General features: G+C 73.2%; 15 protein-coding genes. 6 read left to right on the top strand and 9 right to left on the bottom strand.

Annotation, left to right across the window (positions count from 1 at the left end; translation table 11 throughout):
* Positions 1-145: 145 nt before the first annotated feature.
* On the top strand, positions 146-1,315 hold the full coding sequence (locus tag ACFCY1_RS12135; RefSeq protein WP_375874419.1) for a serine hydrolase domain-containing protein: 1,170 nt from the start codon (positions 146-148) through the stop codon (positions 1,313-1,315).
* A 103-nt stretch (positions 1,316-1,418) separates the two neighbouring features.
* Here the strand turns inward: ACFCY1_RS12135 and ACFCY1_RS12130 are convergent, their stop codons facing one another.
* The 3 genes from ACFCY1_RS12130 to ACFCY1_RS12120 all read right to left on the bottom strand — a co-directional run bounded on the left by ACFCY1_RS12130 (position 1,419) and on the right by ACFCY1_RS12120 (position 4,909).
* Positions 1,419-2,126, bottom strand: coding sequence for a response regulator (locus tag ACFCY1_RS12130; RefSeq protein ID WP_375874418.1), 708 nt, complete (start codon positions 2,124-2,126; stop codon positions 1,419-1,421).
* Positions 2,123-3,418, bottom strand: a complete 1,296-nt coding sequence (locus ACFCY1_RS12125; protein WP_375874417.1) for a sensor histidine kinase — start codon at positions 3,416-3,418, stop codon at positions 2,123-2,125. Before ACFCY1_RS12125 ends, ACFCY1_RS12130 begins: the two co-directional genes overlap by 4 nt.
* A gap of 264 nt (positions 3,419-3,682) precedes the next feature.
* Positions 3,683-4,909 (bottom strand): helix-turn-helix domain-containing protein, encoded by a 1,227-nt coding sequence (locus ACFCY1_RS12120; RefSeq protein ID WP_375874416.1) that lies wholly within the window; start codon positions 4,907-4,909, stop codon positions 3,683-3,685.
* A gap of 287 nt (positions 4,910-5,196) precedes the next feature.
* Between ACFCY1_RS12120 and ACFCY1_RS12115 the strand changes: the two genes are divergently transcribed.
* Complete coding sequence (locus tag ACFCY1_RS12115; protein ID WP_375874415.1) at positions 5,197-6,462, top strand: Ig-like domain-containing protein; 1,266 nt, start codon at positions 5,197-5,199, stop codon at positions 6,460-6,462.
* Between the two features lie 156 nt (positions 6,463-6,618).
* On the opposite strand, the gene ACFCY1_RS12110 is transcribed toward ACFCY1_RS12115, so the two are convergent.
* The 4 genes from ACFCY1_RS12110 to ACFCY1_RS12095 all read right to left on the bottom strand — a co-directional run bounded on the left by ACFCY1_RS12110 (position 6,619) and on the right by ACFCY1_RS12095 (position 10,376).
* Entirely contained in the window at positions 6,619-7,293 is a 675-nt protein-coding gene (locus ACFCY1_RS12110) for a response regulator (RefSeq protein WP_375874414.1), read from the bottom strand.
* Between the two features lie 180 nt (positions 7,294-7,473).
* Complete coding sequence (locus tag ACFCY1_RS12105; RefSeq protein WP_375874413.1) at positions 7,474-8,226, bottom strand: ABC transporter permease; 753 nt, start codon at positions 8,224-8,226, stop codon at positions 7,474-7,476.
* Positions 8,219-9,121, bottom strand: coding sequence for an ABC transporter ATP-binding protein (locus ACFCY1_RS12100; protein WP_049649023.1), 903 nt, complete (start codon positions 9,119-9,121; stop codon positions 8,219-8,221). Before ACFCY1_RS12100 ends, ACFCY1_RS12105 begins: the two co-directional genes overlap by 8 nt.
* A 121-nt stretch (positions 9,122-9,242) precedes the next feature.
* Positions 9,243-10,376 carry a sensor histidine kinase gene (locus ACFCY1_RS12095; RefSeq protein ID WP_375874412.1) on the bottom strand — a complete coding sequence of 378 codons (1,134 nt, stop codon included), beginning with the start codon at positions 10,374-10,376 and terminating at the stop codon, positions 9,243-9,245.
* 537 nt (positions 10,377-10,913) lie between these two features.
* Here ACFCY1_RS12095 and ACFCY1_RS12090 point away from each other — a divergent pair.
* The 4 genes from ACFCY1_RS12090 to ACFCY1_RS12075 all read left to right on the top strand — a co-directional run bounded on the left by ACFCY1_RS12090 (position 10,914) and on the right by ACFCY1_RS12075 (position 16,274).
* Positions 10,914-11,600, top strand: coding sequence for a LuxR C-terminal-related transcriptional regulator (locus ACFCY1_RS12090; RefSeq protein ID WP_375874411.1), 687 nt, complete (start codon positions 10,914-10,916; stop codon positions 11,598-11,600).
* Positions 11,601-11,774: 174 nt separating this feature from the next.
* A complete protein-coding gene (locus tag ACFCY1_RS12085; protein ID WP_375874410.1) occupies positions 11,775-12,521 on the top strand; it encodes a thioesterase II family protein in 747 nt (248 codons plus the stop codon).
* A complete protein-coding gene (locus tag ACFCY1_RS12080) occupies positions 12,512-13,336 on the top strand; it encodes an SDR family oxidoreductase (protein ID WP_049649015.1) in 825 nt (274 codons plus the stop codon). The genes ACFCY1_RS12085 and ACFCY1_RS12080 overlap by 10 nt, the downstream gene beginning before the upstream one ends.
* 37 nt (positions 13,337-13,373) lie before the next feature.
* Positions 13,374-16,274, top strand: a complete 2,901-nt coding sequence (locus ACFCY1_RS12075) for an amino acid adenylation domain-containing protein (RefSeq protein WP_375874409.1) — start codon at positions 13,374-13,376, stop codon at positions 16,272-16,274.
* A 21-nt stretch (positions 16,275-16,295) separates the two neighbouring features.
* Here the strand turns inward: ACFCY1_RS12075 and ACFCY1_RS12070 are convergent, their stop codons facing one another.
* Together ACFCY1_RS12070 and ACFCY1_RS12065 are read right to left on the bottom strand one after the other, a co-directional pair.
* Entirely contained in the window at positions 16,296-16,661 is a 366-nt protein-coding gene (locus ACFCY1_RS12070) for a nuclear transport factor 2 family protein (protein ID WP_049649014.1), read from the bottom strand.
* On the bottom strand, positions 16,658-16,867 hold the full coding sequence (locus ACFCY1_RS12065; RefSeq protein WP_375874408.1) for an MbtH family protein: 210 nt from the start codon (positions 16,865-16,867) through the stop codon (positions 16,658-16,660). Before ACFCY1_RS12065 ends, ACFCY1_RS12070 begins: the two co-directional genes overlap by 4 nt.
* Between the last annotated feature and the right edge of the window lie 50 nt (positions 16,868-16,917).

The raw sequence follows: 16,917 nt of genomic DNA, 5'->3' as shown, positions 1-16,917 counted from the left end.
CGCGCGGGGTCGCCACCCCCCCCCCGCGCGGGCCGGTCCCGCCCCCGCCCCCCCCCCCCCCCCCCCCCCGGGGGGGGCCCCCCCCCCCCCGCCCCCCCCCCCCCCCCGACCCGCCAATTCCCGCCTCCAGCAGAGGAGTTCCTCCATGAACGAGCACGTACAGCACAACCGAACCCATCGCGGACGCCGTGGCCGGCACCGGGTGGTGGCGGCCGTGGCGACCGTCACCGCCGTGGCCGCCGGCGTCCTGGCGCCGACCACGGCGTTCGCCGGCGGCAGGCCCGACGTCGTCCAACAGAGCCTGGACGCCCTGGTCAAGGACGACGGCCTGCCCGCCGCCCTGGCCGCCGTCAAGGGCCGCGACGGCCGCACCCGCAACTACACCGCCGGCGTCGGCGACCTCGCCACCGGGGCCAAGGTCCCCGTGGACGGCCAGATCCGCGCCGGCAGCAATACCAAGACCTTCACCGCCGTCGTCGTCCTCCAACTCGTCGCCGAAGGAAAGGTGGGCCTGGACTCCCCCATCGAGACCTACCTGCCGGGCCTGCTGCGCGGCGACGGCATCGACGGACGCGAGATCACCGTCCGCCAACTGCTCCAGCACACCAGCGGCCTGCCCGACTACATGGACTCCCCCGAACTCTCGGACTTCACCACGGTGCAGTACCGCTACTTCGAGCCCCGCGACCTCCTCGACGGCGCCCTCGCCCAGAAGGCCCTCTTCCCCGCGGGTACCGGCTGGGCGTACAGCAACACCAACTACATCGTCGCCGGGCTCCTCGTCCAGAAGATCACCGGACGGCCCGTCGGCGAGGAGATCACCAAGCGCGTCATCGACCGCATCGGCCTGCGCCACACCTACTTCCCCGCCGTCGGTGACACCACCGTCCACGAGGCCCACCCCCACGGCTACCTTCCGGGCACACCGGGCGCGCCCCGGTTCGACTACACCGAGATGGACTCCTCGATGGCCTGGGCGACGGGGGCGATCGTCTCGACCAACACCGACCTCAACACGTTCTTCGCCGCGCTCCTCGGCGGGCGGCTCCTGCCCGCGGCGCAGCTCGCCGAGATGCGCACCACCGTCCCCGCCGATCTGATCGGCCAGGGGATCCGCTACGGACTGGGCCTGCAGAGCAGGCCGCTCTCCTGCGGCGGCCTCGTCTGGGGCCACGGCGGCACCGCCCCCGGCTACCGGTCCCGCGGCGGCGTCACCGAGGACGGTCGCGCCGCCACCATCACCGTCACCACCGTTCCGGGCGAGGCCGGCGCGCAGCACATGACGGACGCCCTGGACGCGGCCCTCTGTCGCTGACCCGGGCCTCGGGCCGGCCCCCTGCCCACGCCGGGGGCCGGCCCGACCCGGCCCGGTCCGACTCGGTCCGGCTCCAGCCCGCTTCGGCCCGCTTCGGCCCGCTTCAGCCGGCCGGGTTCGCGGACCGGGCCTCGACCAGACCGGACTCGTAGGCCGCGATGACCGCCTGGGCACGGTCGCGGACACTCAGCTTGGCGAAGACGCTGGTGATGTAGTTCTTGACCGTGGAGACGCTGATGCCCATCGCCGAGGCGATCTCGGCGTTGTCGAGGCCGGTGGCCAGCAGGTGCCACACCTCGATCTCGCGGGGCGTCAGTTCGCCTGGAGCGGACACCGGCACCGGCGCCGACACCGGCGGCCGCGGCAGGCGGGGCGAGGTGACGTAGGTGGAGATCAGCCGGGTGAGCAGGCGCGGCGCCACCACCGCCTCCCCGCCGTGCACCGTCCGCACGGCCGCCGAAAGCTCCTCCGGGGAGACGTCCTTGGGCAGGAACCCGGAGGCGCCGGCGCGCAGGGCGGCGACCACGTACTCGTCCATGTCGAAGGTGCTCAACGCCAGGACCCGGCACGCGGGCAGCTCCTGGGAGAGCCGCTCGGTCGCCTGGACCCCGTCGAGGACCGGCATTCGGATGTCCATCACCACGACGTCAGGCCGGTGCAGGTGCGCGAGGTCCACCGCCCGCTGCCCGTTGTCCGCCTCGGCCACCACCTCGAACGCCGGGTCGGGGGCCAGGATCAGCGCCAGGCCTCGCCGCACCAGCGGCTGGTCGTCCGCGATCAGCACCCTGATCCGTTCCGTGGTTCCCGTCATCCGAGCCGTTCCTCTCCGTCCGCCGGCGCCACCGGCAGACTGGCCACCACCCGGAAGCCACCACCGTCGATGCCCCCGGCCACCATGCTGCCGCCCTGCAGCGCGACGCGCTCGCGCATGCCCATCAGACCGTACCCGGTGCGGCCGGCCCGCGGTCCGGGCGCACCGCCCGCGCCCACCAAGGCGTCCGCCGGGGAGTCGGGCGGCGCGGCGGTGCCGTTGTCGGACACCTCGACGGTGACCCGGTCCGGGTGGTAGGTCAGCCGGACCCTCGCCCGGGCGGCCCGGCCCGCGTGCTTGCGGGTGTTGGTGAGGGCCTCCTGGACGATCCGGAACACCGCCAGGCCGGCGCTCGGCGGCAGCGGGCGCTCCTCCCCCAGGACGGCGAAGTCGGTGGGCAGGCCGGCCCTGCGGGACTCCTCGACGAGCTGTCCGAGCTGCCCGACCCCGGGTTGCGGCGCGGACGGCGCCTCACCCGACGCCCCGCCCGGAGCCTTGCCCGGCGCCCGGTCCGACCCGTCCGGCTCGTCGTCGGCCCGCAGCACGTCGAGCAGGTGGCGCATCTCGCGCAGCGCCATCCGGCCGGAGCCCTCCAGGGTGACCAGGGCCTCGCGCACCACCTCGGCGTCACCGCCGAGGTTGGCCCTGGCACCGGCGGCCATCAGCTGCATGGTGGTGATGTGGTGGGCGACGATGTCGTGCAGCTCCCGCGCGATGCGCCGCCGTTCCTGCGCCACCGCGCGGTCGGCCAGCAGCCCGCGCCTGACCTCCGCCTCGCGCTGCCACCACGTCAGCCCCTCGGCCGTGACGACGACCAGCGCCGCGGCGACCACGTTGCCCGCCACGTCCCCCACCGGAGGCGGCAGCGGATACCCCCGGCCCACCAGCGGTACGGCGGCCGCCACGAGGCCGGCCGGCACGGCCACCGCGACGCCGCGGGACCGGGCCACGGCGAACAGCGCGACGCAGAGCGTGCCGGTGAAGTGCGGCGGCATCGACACACTCAGGTTCAGCGCCAGGCCGAGGACCAGCACCCCCGCCAGCGACGCCAGCGGGTGGCGGCGCCTGGTGAGCAGCGGCACGGCCGCCAGTACCAGCAGGACCAGCGCGGTCGCGGCGATCGGCGGTCTTCCGTCCGAGCCGCCGATCGTGTAGCCGAGGAGGTCCAGGACGGCCACCCCGACGGCCACCAGCGCGTCACCGGCCGTCCAGGGCAGGCCGGCGCCGCTCTGCTCCGGCGACGGCCGAAGTGGCAGTGGCAGTGGCAGCAGTGGCCCGTGGTGCGTCGACATGCTGTGGCGCTCCTCTCTACGGCCGGTCGGCCGCCCCGGGCCTCGCCGGTCCACCGAGACCGCCGCCCGTGAGCCGTCCCCTCGCGGCGGCCCGCGGCCCGGGGAGCGCTCCGGCGTCCCCGGTCGATCCTCCCAGCGGCCCCCGGCCCCGGGCAGGCTCCCGGGACCGATCCCGGACCGGGCCCCTGGTCCTGGCCGGGGCCGTACCCCGGGGCCCCGGTCCTGATCGCGTTCCCGCCCCCGTTCCCGCCCCCGCCGCCGCCGTTACTGCCGGGCCGGGGCCTGCTCCCAGGCCTGCCCGCCCGCCGGGTAGGCGTACAGCGGCCGGTCCTTCACCGCGCTGGTGCGGAACGGGGTGCCGTGGCCGAGGTCGACGGGCAGCATCCCCTTCCGGTTGCCGCTGGTCCACTCCAGTTCCAGGTACCAGCTGACGTCGTGGGTGGTGGTCTCGGCGGTGACCTCGATGACCGCCGGTTCGCTCTGGGTCACGACCACCGGCAGGCTGCCGCTGCCGTCGGCCACGACCGGGACGGGGCGGGCCGCGTCCAGGTCGATGCGGTAGGAGCGGGCGCCGACCCCGCCGGCGCAGCCCTCGCCCATGGAGTAGGCGTTCCAGGCGAGCGGGGCCGCGACCCGGGTGACCCGGACGTTGAGACCCGTCAGCAGCACGGTGTCCCAGCCGGTGCCCTGCACGGTGAGCTTGACCGACCGGGAGTGGCCCGGCACCGCGCCGACCTGGGAGGCCCAGCCCGCCGCCTCCGGCACGGCGGGCGGTCGGGGGACCTCGGACGGCGGGCGGTTGACGACGTACTGGTCGCACTTGGCGTCCCAGCCGGACGGGTGGACGGCGACGCTGATCGGTGCGCTGGTGCTCGGGTCCGCCCCGCCGGTCGCCCCGGGCAGGCTCGCCCCGGCAGCGGCGACGGCGGCCGCGGACAGCTGCGGGGACAGGGACGGGGCCGGGGATCCGGTGGACGACCCGGCGTCGGCGGCCCGGGCGGGGTCGGTCTCCCCGTCCGGACGGAGCCTCAGACCGGTGACGACGACCCCGACGGCGACCAGCAGCGCGATGGCCGTCACCGCGGCGAGGACGCCCCGGCGGCGGGTGCGCCGCCGCGACGGCACCGCGGGGGCGCGGTCCGGGACGGGCTCCGGTGCCGGGGCCGCCTCCGGTACCGGGGTCGCGGGCGGTACCGGGGTCGCGGGCGGTGCGGGTGCCACCGGCTCAGGGGCGGCGGTCGGCCTGTTCCCACGCGTCGCACGGACGACGACCCACAGCCGGTACAGCTCGACACGTTCCTGCGGCGTCGCCTCGCACACCCGCGAGAAGTGGTCCAGCGGGGCGAACTCCGTCGGCATCACATCGCCGTTGCAGTAGCGGTGCAGGGCCGACGTGCTCAGGTGCAGCCGCTTCGCCAGCGCTCCGTAACTGAGCCCCGACCGGCTCTTCAGCTCCTGCAGCAGCCGGGCGACCTCGTCCGTCTCCCTCAACTTCCCGATTCCCTTCGGCACTGTTCCTTCACCCGCCCCCGGCAGTCGGGCTCGGCACCGTCACGTCCCCCGCTCCCGCCCCCGCCGGCTGTGGCGCGGGCTCCGGCAGACAAGCACGCGGCACGCCGTCCCACGGTTCCGCCATCCCGCGAACGCGTCCCAGGAAGCTTACGTCTTCCCAGCTCAGAGCAGGTACGGGCGTCCCCGGGTCCCTGATCGCCGGCTCACCGTTGTGGCCGGGACGAGCGGGCGGACAAGCTGGCGACCAACACCGAGAAGGAGCACCTGTGAGCACTGTTCGGGCGGCCCGTTCCGCCATACGCACCACCGACCGTTTCAACCGCGGCGCGGTGGCACTGACGATGGGCGGGGTCCTGCTGATGACCGCGGCCTGCGGTGACGAGCAGGGCAAGGGCGGTGAAGCGGCCGGCCCGGCGGGCGCCTCCGCCACCACCGCCCCCGGCGCCACCGGGGACGGGAACGCGAACACGACCACCTCGAAGACGTCCGCCGCCGTGCTGGACGTCGAGCCGAAGGACGGCGCCCGCGGCGTCGCGCCGAACGCCCTGCGGGTGTCCGTCTCCAAGGGCAGGCTCACCACCGTCGACGTGACCGACAAGGACGGCAAGCCCGTCCAGGGCTCGATCACCCCGGACGGCACCGGCTGGAAGCCCGCCGCCGCGCTCACCCCCGGCACGGCGTACACGGTGAACGCCCAGGCCGCGGACGCCGACGGCCTGGTGGCCGCGTCCACCTCCGCCTTCACCACGCTCACGCCCGAGAAGCAGGTGTCCACCAACGACAACATCGGCGACGGCCAGACGTACGGCGTGGGCATGATCGTCAAGGTGGACTTCAGCACGAAGGTCGTGAACAAGGACGCCGTCGCCAAGGCGATCACCTTCGAGACGGACAACGGCACCGAGGTGAAGGGCCACTGGTTCGACGACAACCGGCTGGACTTCCGCCCGGCCGAATACTGGAAGCCGGGCACCAGGGTGACCATCCACTACCGGCTGAAGAACGTCGAGGTCGCCCCGGGCGTGTGGGGCGACGTCGACAAGGACGAGCCGTTCAGCATCGGCCGCTCCCAGGTCTCCACCGCGGACGCCGCCACGCACCAGATGACGGTCGTCCGGGACGGCAAGAGCACCACCGTGCCCGCCACGCTCGGCGACGCGAAGCACCCGTCGTGGGGCGGCACCATGGTGATCATGTCCAAGGAGAAGGTCACCCACATGAACTCCCAGACCGTCGGCCTCGGCAACGAGTACGACATCCCCGCCGTCCCGCACGCGATGCGGCTGACCAGGAGCGGCACCTACCTCCACGGCAACTACTGGTACGAGGGCGACCCCTTCGGCAAGGCGAACACCAGCCACGGCTGCGTCGCGCTCAAAGACACCGAGGGCGGCAGCGACACCTCCAGCGCGGGGGCGTTCTTCAACAGCTCGCTGATCGGCGACGTCGTCACGATCGTGAACACCAAGGAGAAGACCGTCGCCCCCGACAACGGCCTGGGCGGCTGGAACCTCCCCTGGGCGAACTGGTAGCCCCCGGCGGCACCGACCGGCTCCAGAAGCCGACGGACTGCCACCGACCGCGACCACAACAGCGGAGCCGCCGTGGAAGAGGCCCCGGGCCCCTCCTCACCACGGCGGCTCCGCCACGCCCGGGCGCGGCCTCGGGCAGGCGTCAGGCGTCAGGCGTCAGGCGGGCATACCCGGCTCGGCGAGACCGCTCTCGTAGGCGATGATGACCAGTTGGGCCCGGTCCCGGACGTTCAGCTTGGCCAGAAGGCTGCTCACATGCGTCTTCACGGTGGGCAGGCTGATCACCAGCCGCTGGGCGATCTCGGCGTTCGACAGCCCGTTCGCGATCAGCACGAACACCTCCTGCTCCCGCCTGGTGAGCCCGACGAGCCGCGGAGCCGGCCGCGCCGTCGGCCGGGTGCGGGAGACGGTCTCGATGAGGCGGCGTGTGACCGTGGGCGCCAGGACGGCCTCGCCGGTGGCGATGACGCGAATGCCGGCGACCAGGTCCGAGGGCGAGGCGTCCTTCAGCATGAATCCGCTCGCGCCCGCCTGGAGGGCCGGGTAGACGTACTCGTCCATGTCGAACATCGTCAGGGCCAGCACCCGTACGCCGGCCATGGTCTCGTCGGAGCAGATCTCCCGGGTGGCCGCGATGCCGTCCATGACGGGCATCCGCAGGTCCATCAGGACGACGTCGGGCCTGAGCTCCCGGGCGAGTTCCACCGCCCGGGCGCCGTCACCGGCCTCGCCGACGGTCTCCATCCCCGGTGTCGAGTCGACGAGGACGCGGAAGCTCCCGCGCAACAGCGCCTGATCGTCCGCGATCAGCACCCGGACCGCCTCGGCCATCCCGCATTCCCCGCAAACTGCTCATCGAGCCCTCGAAGTCCGCGATTCTAGCAGCAGCGCCTGTTCCGTCCCCTCAACTGCCTTTGGACATAAGCCCTGTTGAGGGCGGTCGGCCGGGGCCGGAGCACGCCGGCCGGCCGCGCCCGTCACGCGACGTCGAGCCCCTCCCCGCCCGTCCCGTCAACCGTCCCAACGCCGGTGGCGCAGCCAGCCGGCCGCCAGTGCCACGACGGTCCACGCGAGGAGGACGGCGAACCCGGTGAGCGCGTCGTCCGAGCCGACCGTGAGCATCCGCATGCCGGCCCGGTCGGGGAGGTACCGGACCATCTCCTTGGTCGCGCCGATGGTGGACAGGATCTGGGAGCCGGCGAGCACCATCGGGAGCAGGACGGCCAGCGGGACGACGGCGCCGCGGGCCGTCGAGGCCACGCCCGCCGCGAACAGGCTCATCATCGTCAGATAGACCACGGCGCCGGCGAGGGCGCGGGGGACACCACTCGTGTCGATACCGGCGCCGTGGGGACCGAGGGCGAACTGCGTGAGCAGGTAGCCGAGGACGGTGACGGGGATCGCGACGGCCACCGCGGCGGCGGCGGTGACGGCCGTCTTCGCCAGGTAGAGCCGACCGCGCCTGGGTACGGCGAGCAGCGAGACCCGCATCATGCCGGACGAGTACTCGCTCGAGACGAGGAGCACGGCGAACACGATCAGCGCCAGCTGGCCGTAGAGGACGCCGTCCATGCCGGTCTGCTCGGGGGTGAAGTCGGAGCGGAGCAGGGGGTTGTCCGACTCGATCGCCTTCCTCGCGGACCAGCCGCCCAGGGCGGAGAGGAAGAGGCTGGCGGGGGCGAACAGCAGCAGCGCGACGAACGTGCCGCGGACGCCGCGCAGTTTGGTGAACTCGGCCCGCATGGCCGCGGCCGTCTCAGACACGGGTGCTGCTCCCTTCGGGGCCGGTGAGCTTGAGGAAGGTGTCCTCGAGCGATCCCGTGTGGGTGCTCAGCTCTTCGAGCGGGAGGTCGCCCGCCGCGGCCAGCCGGTTGATCTCGGCCGCCGTCATGCCGTCGACCTCCAGGCTGCCGTCGTGCGCGAGGCTCAGCGAGGCGCCGTTCCGTTCCAGTTCCCGGTGCAGGCGCAGGGGTTCGGAGGTCCGCACCCGCACGTAGGTCCGTGCATGGCGCCGGATGAACTCCTCCGTGCCGGTCTGGGTAAGCAGTCGTCCGCGGCCGATGACGACCAGGTCGTCCGCGACCACGGACATCTCGGCCATCAAGTGGCTGGAGACGAGGACGGTCCGGCCCTCGGCGGCCATCGAGCGCAGCAGGTCGCGCAGCCATCGGATGCCCTCGGCGTCCAGGCCGTTGACCGGCTCGTCGAGCACCAGGACGGGCGGGTCGCCGAGCAGGGCCGCGGCCAGGCCGAGCCGCTGTCCCATGCCGAGGGAGAACGTGCCGACCCGCCGCCGGGCCGCTCCGGTCAGGCCGACCGCCTCCAGGACCTCCGCGACCCGCCGCCGGTCGATCCGGTTGCTCTGCGCGATCCAGCGCAGATGGTCGGCGGCGGTCAGGCTGCGGTGCGCGACCGCCGTCTCCAGCAGGGCGCCGACCTGCCGGGCGGGGTACGTCAGTTCGTGATAGGGGCGGCCGCCGATGAGGGCGGTTCCGGCATCCGGGCGGGTGAGGCCGAGGATCATGCGCATCGTCGTGGACTTCCCGGCCCCGTTGGGGCCCAGGAATCCGGTGACGGCGCCCGGCCGCACCGTGAAGGTGAGGCCTGCCACGACGGTGGTCTCCCCGTACCGCTTGGTCAGGTTCTGGACTTCGATCACGGGACGAGTCTCGTCGGGCGGGCCGGCCGGCCGCATCGGTCCGGGGTCGGGATTCCGCGGCGGCCCGCGCGGGCCGAACCCATACCTGCGGATGAGTCCGGCACCCGGGAACGGGTCGGGCTCAGTACGGCAGTGTCACCACGATCCGAAAGCCGCCGCCCGGCCGCGGCCCGGCGCCGAAGGTGCCGCTGTGCGCGGCGACCCGCTCCTTCATCCCGACCAGGCCCATCCCCCCGCCGGGCACGGTGGGCCGGTGCCCGGGCCCGGGGCCCTCGTCGGTGATGTCGATCGTCAACGTGCCCTGGACGGCCGCGATCCGGACCCGGCAGCGGGTGGGCGCGGCATGCTTGACGACGTTGGTCAGGGCCTCCTGGACGATCCGGAACACGGACAGCGCGACACCGTTCGGGGGCTCCTCCTGGTACTCGCTCCGCAGGTCGACGCGGACTCCGGCGGCCTCGGCCGTGCGCACCAGGGCCGGCAGGTCCGTCAGCCCCTGGATCGGCCGCAGGTCGCCGGCGCCGCCGTCCTGCTCGCGGCGCAGCACCTTGAGGGTGGCCCGCATGTCACGCAGCGCCCGGCGGCTGATGTCCTCGATCACCGCCAGGGCTTCCCGCGCCTCCTCGGGGCGGGTGGTGGCCACGTGGTTGGCGACGCTCGCCTTGATCGCGATCACGCCCACGCTGTGGGTGACGACGTCGTGGATGTCACGGGCGATGCGCAGGCGTTCCTCGGCCTTCGCCTGCTCGGCCGCGTGCTCGATGGCGCGCCGCAGGCTCTCCCGCCGTTCCCTGACCGCGGCCCCCGTCGCCCAGGTGGCGCCGAGGACGAGCACTCCGAGCACGACCTGTACGGCCCTGCTCCCGCCCTGGTACCCCTGCCCTCCCGACACCGTCATCAGGACCGCGCCGGCCGTGCACAGCCCGGCGACGAGGGCCACGGAAAGCCCCGGTCGTCCCCTCCTAGTGGTGGCCACCAGGTACAGGGCGTAGGCGGCGGCGAGGAAGGGGGTCGGCCCGACCCCGGCGACCAGCGCCAACCAGGCGGCGGTGAACGCGACCACGAACACCGGGACCGGCCACAGCCTCCGTACGACCAGCGGCAGCGCGGTGCCCAGGGACAGCAGCCACACGGCGGTGGCGCCCACCTCGCCGCCGTCGGCCGGGCGCAGCACCGACACCTGCGGGAGGATCACGAACCCGAGCGCGGCCAGCACGTCCAGTGTGATCAGGCGCCGACGAGGAGCATTACCCATGTGCCGAACGTAGGGGGCCGGTTCGAGGCACGTCCAGTACGGGCGTGGGTCAAGGCCCGTATGTACGGCGATCGCCCCGCGGGTGTGCTGTCGCCCGCCGACTGCCGGGCCAATTGGTCCGCACCATAGGCCTGTCGACAATTCCCCCCTGTCACTGGATAAACATCCGTTCCTCGGGAAACAGCCGTCACCTCTCCGTTTCGGCCACCGTCCGTCGCGTTCGCGCGGCGCCCGGAACGGAGGGAGAGCGTCCGGCGGCGGGGGCGCGCCGGGCCCGGGGCCGCTGGGGCCACGGGCTCACCCGCCGGTCCGGGGGGCCGCCGACGTCCGCGCGCCGCACCCCTCCGGCGAAGACATACCGATGACCGGATAGTCACTCATGAAGCGGAACGGTCTCTTTCACTTGACAGCGGAACTTGCGTTCCGATCATTCGCCTACCCATACTCGCTTGAGCACCGGACCGGCCTTTCTCCTGCAAAGAATGACGCACCGAAGAAAGACGAGCCGTACGACGTGCCAAACGGGGGACGTGCAATATGGGGATCAACCTGTTCATCATCAGCGACAATCCGGTTTCACTCGCCGGACTGGAGACAATCATCGAACAGGATGACAGATTCACGCTCGTCGGCCGGGCCTTGGGCGTCCTCGACGGCATGCGATGGCTCGAGAACAGCGAATTACAGCCGCACGTGGTCATCCTGGGTGAGCCGTCCTCGAAGAGGTCGATCTATGAGAACGCCCAGCAGATCGTCTCGACATACCGTCGCCACCAGACCAGGCCCAAAATGATGGTGGTGTCGCAGAACGACGACGACGACGCCGTCTTCACCGCCCTGCGCGTCGGGGTCAGCGGATACCTCTCGCACATGAGGTCCTCCGAGGAACTCCTCCACTCCATCGAGATCGTGGCCAAGGGGGGCGCCGTCTTCAGCCGGACCATCGCCTCCCGGCTCAGCCTGCATTTCTCCACCGTGCAGATCCTGCCGGAGACGACCGGGCTGTCCGAACTGACCAGCAGGGAACTCGAGATCCTGGAACTGGTCGCCGGCGGACTGAGCAACCACCAGATCGCCCGTCGGATCTTCCTGGCGGAAAAGACCGTACGCAATTACGTCTCGCGGATCTTCGCGAAACTGGAGGTGCACGACCGGGCCTCCGCCGCCGTGCTGGCCCGCGACGCCGGTCTCGGAAAGGAGACACGGGAAGTCCGCACCGCGTAGCACGAGTTCACCTCAGGCGTGGCATGACATAGCTCTGCCGAACGCGCCTGACCCGCAGGAAGAAGCTCCGGTTGGAGCGGGTGGCCGACGACGGCCCCGCCGAGCCGGGGCTTCGGCGTGCCATGCCCGAAATCAGCATTCCGGCCCCATCGGAACACAAGGAGTGAACGAGTCGTGTCCCCCACCGAGTTGCCCCTCGTCTGCCTTCCCTTCGCGGGCAGCGGAGCCGGGTTCTACCGCGCCTGGAACGTCGCACCGCCCGGCCTCAAGGTCGTACCCCTCCAACTTCCCGGCCGCGAGGAGCTGTTCCTGGAGGAGCCGTTCACCGACGCGTCGGAGGCCGCCGCCGCCCTCGCCCCGCGAATACTGGAACTCGTGGGCGGCGAGGCGCCGTTCGCGCTCTTCGGGCACAGCCTGGGTGCCGTCCTCGCGTACGAGCTGGCCCGCGAGCTGGGCGGACGCTCCGGACTCCGCCACCTCTTCGTGAGCGGATCCCCCGGCCCCGGCAGCGGGCGCGAGCGGCGGGCGACCGGGCTGGACGACGAGGAGTTCCTGGCCCGCGTCGGCGAGTTCGCCGGCTACCGGCACGCGGCCTTCGACGACCCCGACCTGCGGGGGCTGCTCCTGCCCCTGCTGCGCGCCGACGTCGCGATGCACGAGGACTACGTCCCCGCCTCCGACACCCCGCTGCCGCTCCCGGTCACCTCGCTGCGCGGCGCCGAGGACGGGCTCGTCTCCCGGACGCAGGCGGAGGAGTGGCGGAGCACCACCGGGGCGTCCTTCGACTACCGGGAACTGCCCGGCAGTCACATGTACCTGGTCGACTCCCCGGAGGTGCTGCTGGCCACGGTCGCGCAGGTACTCTCCGACGGCGGCGCCGCCCCGGCCGACCCCGACCGCGGAGGGTCGCCGTGCAGCTGAAGGGCAAGACGGCCGTGATCACGGGGGCGGCGCGCGGGCTCGGCCGCGCCTGTGCCGTCCGGTTCGCGGCGGAGGGCGCCGACCTGCTGCTGCTCGACATCGCCGACGACCTCCCCGGCGTGGGCTACCCCATGGGGTCGGCCGCCCAGCTCGCGCACACGGCCGACCTGTGCGCGCGGCACGGCGTCACGGTGCTCCCGGCCCACTGCGACGTGCGCGACCTCCGAAGGGTCACCTCGGTCGTGGCGGAGTGCCTCGACCGGTTCGGACGGCTGGACGTCCTGGTCAACGGCGCGGGGATCGCCGCGCCCTCCGGCCGCAGGGTCCACGAGATCACCGAGGACGAGTGGTCGCTCATGCTGGACGTCGACCTGTCGGGCGCCTGGCGGATGACCAAGGCCGTGGTCCCGGCGATGATCGAGCAGCGCTCGGGAAGCATCATCAACATCGCCTCGACGGCCGGTCTCGTGGGCTACCGGCACTTCGCCGGCTACGTCGCCGCCAAGCACGGCATGATCGGCCTGACCAAGGCGGCGGCACTGGACTACGCGCCGCACCGCGTCCGGGTGAACGCGCTCTGCCCCGGCTCCGTCCGGGACGACCCGCTGGTCGAGGGCCGGATGCTCTCCGAGATAGCGCGCTCGCTCGACGTCCGCGTCGACGAACACGAGGAGGTGTTCGTCCAGGCCCAGCCGATGAACGCCCTCATCGAGCCCCCGGACGTCGCCGGTGCGGCCCTCTGGCTGGCGGGCGACGACTCGCGCCAGGTGACCGGCAGTGTGCTCACGGTCGACGGCGGCTTCAGCGCCCGGTGACCGTGCCCGCCCGCCCCCCTTCGGAGACGGAGATCTGATGACCGTACGCACTCCTGCCTGCCACAGCCTGGTGGTACGCGCCCGGTACCCGGTCGACCGGGAACAGAGCCGGACGTTGTTAGAACAAGAGAGCAGGGAACGGCCGGAGCTAGCGGGGTCGAGGCTGTGGACCCTGCCGCTCGCGGTGGGCTCCTCGACCGGCCCCGGGCACGCCCGCGTCCGCCAGGAGGCCGAACGGCCCCTGCACCCCTGCGGACCCCCGTTGCGCGCCGTGCTCGTGGAGTACGCCGACGGGGTCGTCGACGCGGTCCTGGTGGCGCGGCGTTCGGTGCCCTACGGCGTCCTCGTACGGCTGGCGGCGCTCCTCCTGGACGGTGAGCCCCTCGACGGCGACCCGCTGCCTTCCCTCGACGCACCGGACGCGCAGGACGCGCAAGACGGGTCGGACGGGGACACCACGCCGCTCACGGTGCCCTGGGGCCTGGGGGACCGCCAGGCGCCGGACCCCACCGCCGCCGGGACGGTCCCGCTGACGGACCGTCCGGAGTGGCCCGGGGAGGAGCCGCTGGTGGCCGCGGCGGCGCTGGCGCTGGCGCGCTACCAGGGCGGGCCGGAGGCGCGCATCGCGGTGTTCGACCGCGCGTTCCGGGCAGTCGGGCCCGCGGTGCGCTCCGTCCGGGTCGACGCGGACGGCACGGTCGCGGACCTCCTCGCGGCCGGTACCGGCACTCCGCTGCCCGGCGCTGCGGTCGCGAGCGTGGGCGTGGTCCTCGGTGACGCCACCTCCGGCACGTCCTACACCCCGTTCCCGGGTTCCGGGCTCTCCCTGCTCCTCCATCTGGAACGGCAGCCCGACGGCACCTGCGCCGCCCGCCTCCACCACGATCCGCGCACGGTGGCCCCGCCGACCGCGGAGTGGTTCGGACGGAGCGTCCTGCACCTGGCCCAGCGGCTGCGCACCCTGCCCGGGACGACTCCGACGGCGCGGCTGGGCCTGCTGGACCACGCCGCGGCCGAGGCCGTGACCCGGCTGGGCGGCTTCCGTCCCGCGGCCGACCCCGGCGAGCCCGCGCCCGCCGGGCCCGGGCCGGAGCGGCGGACGCCGCCGGAGACCATCGACGGGCGGATCGCGGAGCTGGCCCGGCAACGGCCGGACGCCGTCGCGGTGACCGACGACGCGAGCAGCCTGACGTACGGCCAGCTGGACGACCGGGCGGAGCGGGTGGCCGCCGGGCTGCGCGCCCTCGGGGTGGGCGGCGCACGGGTGGGGGTGTGCCTGGAGCGGGACACCACGCTCGTCGCCACCCTGCTGGGCGTGCTGAAGGCGGGCTGCGCCTACGTCCCGATGGACGCCCGGTACCCCGAGGAGCGGCTGCGCTACACCGCGACCGACGCCCGGGTGCCGGTCGTCATCGGGGACCCGGCGCGCTTCCCCCGGATCGAGGGGGTGACCGTGGTCTCGCCCCAGGAACTGATGGACGCGCAGGAACCCCTGGAGACCGGGAAGACCGGCAACACCGACACGGCCGCCTACGTCATCTACACCTCGGGATCCACCGGCCGCCCCAAGGGGGTCGTGGTCCCCCACCGCAACGTGCTGGCCCTGGTCGGTGCCACGTCCGCGGACCTCGGGCTCGGGCCGGACGACGTGTGGACGTTCTTCCACTCCAGCGCCTTCGACTTCTCCGTGTGGGAGATCTGGGGCTGCTTGCTCACCGGGGGCCGGCTGGTCGTCGTACCGCACTGGGCGGCCCGTGACCCGGACGAGTTCCACGAGCTGCTGGCCCGGCGGCGGGTGACCGTCCTCAGCCAGACCCCGTCCGCGTTCTCCCAGCTCATCGAGGCCGACACCCGGGCGGCCCCGGGCGCCGCACCGCTCGCCCTGCGGCTGGTCGTCTTCGGCGGCGAACCGCTGAACACGGCGATGCTGGGGCGGTGGTTCGCCCGCCACTCCCCCGCCCGGTGCCGGCTGGTCAACATGTACGGCATCACGGAGACGACCGTCCACGTCACCGCGCAGGAGGTGACCCCGCGCGAGGTCCTGGAGCGGTCCCGGTCCGTGGGCCGGGCGCTGCCCGGCTGGTGGGTGTCGGTCCGGGACGAGCACGGCCACGTCCTGCCGCCGGGGCCCGCCGGTGAGATCTACGTGGGTGGTGCCGGGGTGGCCGACGGCTATCTCGGCCGTCCCGAGCTGACGGCGGAGCGTTTCCTCGACGACCCGGTGACCGGGGAGCGGGTGTACCGCAGCGGCGACCGGGGCCGGCTGAGGCCGGACGGCCGGCTCGACCACCTCGGCCGGCTGGACAACCAGGTGAAGGTGCGGGGCCACCGGATCGAGCTGGACGAGATCACCTCCGTCCTGGCCTCGGACCCCGGGGTCGCCGACGCGGCGGTCGTCTTCCGGGAGGGCGAGGCGGGGGACCCGGCCGGCGCCCGCATCGACGCCTACGTGGTGCTCCGGGACGGCGGTTCGGTGGACCAGGTCTGGCGGACGGCCCGCCGCGTGCTGCCGGACCACATGCTGCCGGCCGGCGTCACCGGGGTGTCCGGCATCCCGCTGACCCTCAACGGCAAGCCGGACCTCTCCCGGCTCCCGGCCCCGTCCACCGGCCCCACCCCGGCCCCGGCCCCGGCTCCGACCGCGGCACCGGCGCCGGCACCGGTCACGGACCGGGACGGCGCCACGGCGGATCCGGAGGCGAAGGGCGGCGACCTCGGGACCGAGATCCTCGCCGTGTGGTCCGGTCTGCTGGGCGTCGACGTGGAACCCGACGGCAACTTCTTCGAACTCGGCGGCAACTCCCTCCTGGTGGTCCGCATGCTGTCGGACCTGCGGCAACGGGGGCTGCCCAAGGTGACGCCGCGCGAGTTCTACGGGAACTCGACGGCGCGGTCCTTCGTGGAGCTGGTCCTCGGCCGCGTGGGGGAGACCCCGTAACGGTCCCCACACCAGCGGTGTTCACACCAAGGGGGCGAAGAAGTACGTGACGCGGTGGGCGAAGAGGCCGGTGCCGTCCGTCCGGAAGAAGTCGGCGAACCGCAGGCTCACCGCGTCACCCCCCTTGAGCGTTCCGGTGAAACTGCCGCGCACCGCGGCCTCCCGCCCGGACAGCAGCAGCTGGTCGACCGTGTGCCGGCCGTCGGCGATGACCCGCTCCCCCTGGTAGAAGGCGGTCAGTTCGCCCCGGCCGACCAGGGGCTGGTAGCCCGGCCGTTCGTAGGTCGCGTCGGCGGTGAAGAGTTCCACCAGTTCGTCGAAGCGGTTGGCGTCGACCAGCGCGTAGTAGCGGCGGACCGCGTCCTGGATCGGGGAGGCTCCGGTCATGACTGCATGCTCCCCGCCAGGCTGCGCGGCCGCATGTCGGTCCACCGCCGGTCGATGTACTCCAGGCAGGTGTCGCGGGTGTCCTCGGCGTGGGCGACCGCCCAGCCGTCGGGCACCGCGAGGGAGGCCGGCCACAGGGAGTGCTGCCCCTCGTCGTTGACGAGCACGAGGTAGCCGGCGTTCGGGTCCTCGAACGGGTTCGTCATGGGATGTCCTCATCTCTGCGTCTACGGAATCTCTGCGTCTACGGATCTAC

This window comes from Kitasatospora sp. NPDC056273 (genome assembly GCF_042268845.1).
In the GTDB taxonomy this organism is placed as follows: domain Bacteria; phylum Actinomycetota; class Actinomycetes; order Streptomycetales; family Streptomycetaceae; genus Kitasatospora.
The sequence above is the reverse complement of the archived record's forward strand: the minus strand, read 5'-3'. Positions and strand labels throughout refer to the sequence as shown.

Coding starts and splice junctions, on each gene's coding strand:
- ACFCY1_RS12070 (WP_049649014.1), bottom strand. CDS start 16,661: ATGACCGGAGCCTCCCCGATCCAGGACGCGGTCCGCCGCTACTACGCG.
- ACFCY1_RS12090 (WP_375874411.1), top strand. CDS start 10,914: ATGGGGATCAACCTGTTCATCATCAGCGACAATCCGGTTTCACTCGCC.
- ACFCY1_RS12135 (WP_375874419.1), top strand. CDS start 146: ATGAACGAGCACGTACAGCACAACCGAACCCATCGCGGACGCCGTGGC.
- ACFCY1_RS12130 (WP_375874418.1), bottom strand. CDS start 2,126: ATGACGGGAACCACGGAACGGATCAGGGTGCTGATCGCGGACGACCAG.
- ACFCY1_RS12110 (WP_375874414.1), bottom strand. CDS start 7,293: ATGGCCGAGGCGGTCCGGGTGCTGATCGCGGACGATCAGGCGCTGTTG.
- ACFCY1_RS12125 (WP_375874417.1), bottom strand. CDS start 3,418: ATGTCGACGCACCACGGGCCACTGCTGCCACTGCCACTGCCACTTCGG.
- ACFCY1_RS12065 (WP_375874408.1), bottom strand. CDS start 16,867: ATGACGAACCCGTTCGAGGACCCGAACGCCGGCTACCTCGTGCTCGTC.
- ACFCY1_RS12075 (WP_375874409.1), top strand. CDS start 13,374: ATGACCGTACGCACTCCTGCCTGCCACAGCCTGGTGGTACGCGCCCGG.
- ACFCY1_RS12095 (WP_375874412.1), bottom strand. CDS start 10,376: ATGGGTAATGCTCCTCGTCGGCGCCTGATCACACTGGACGTGCTGGCC.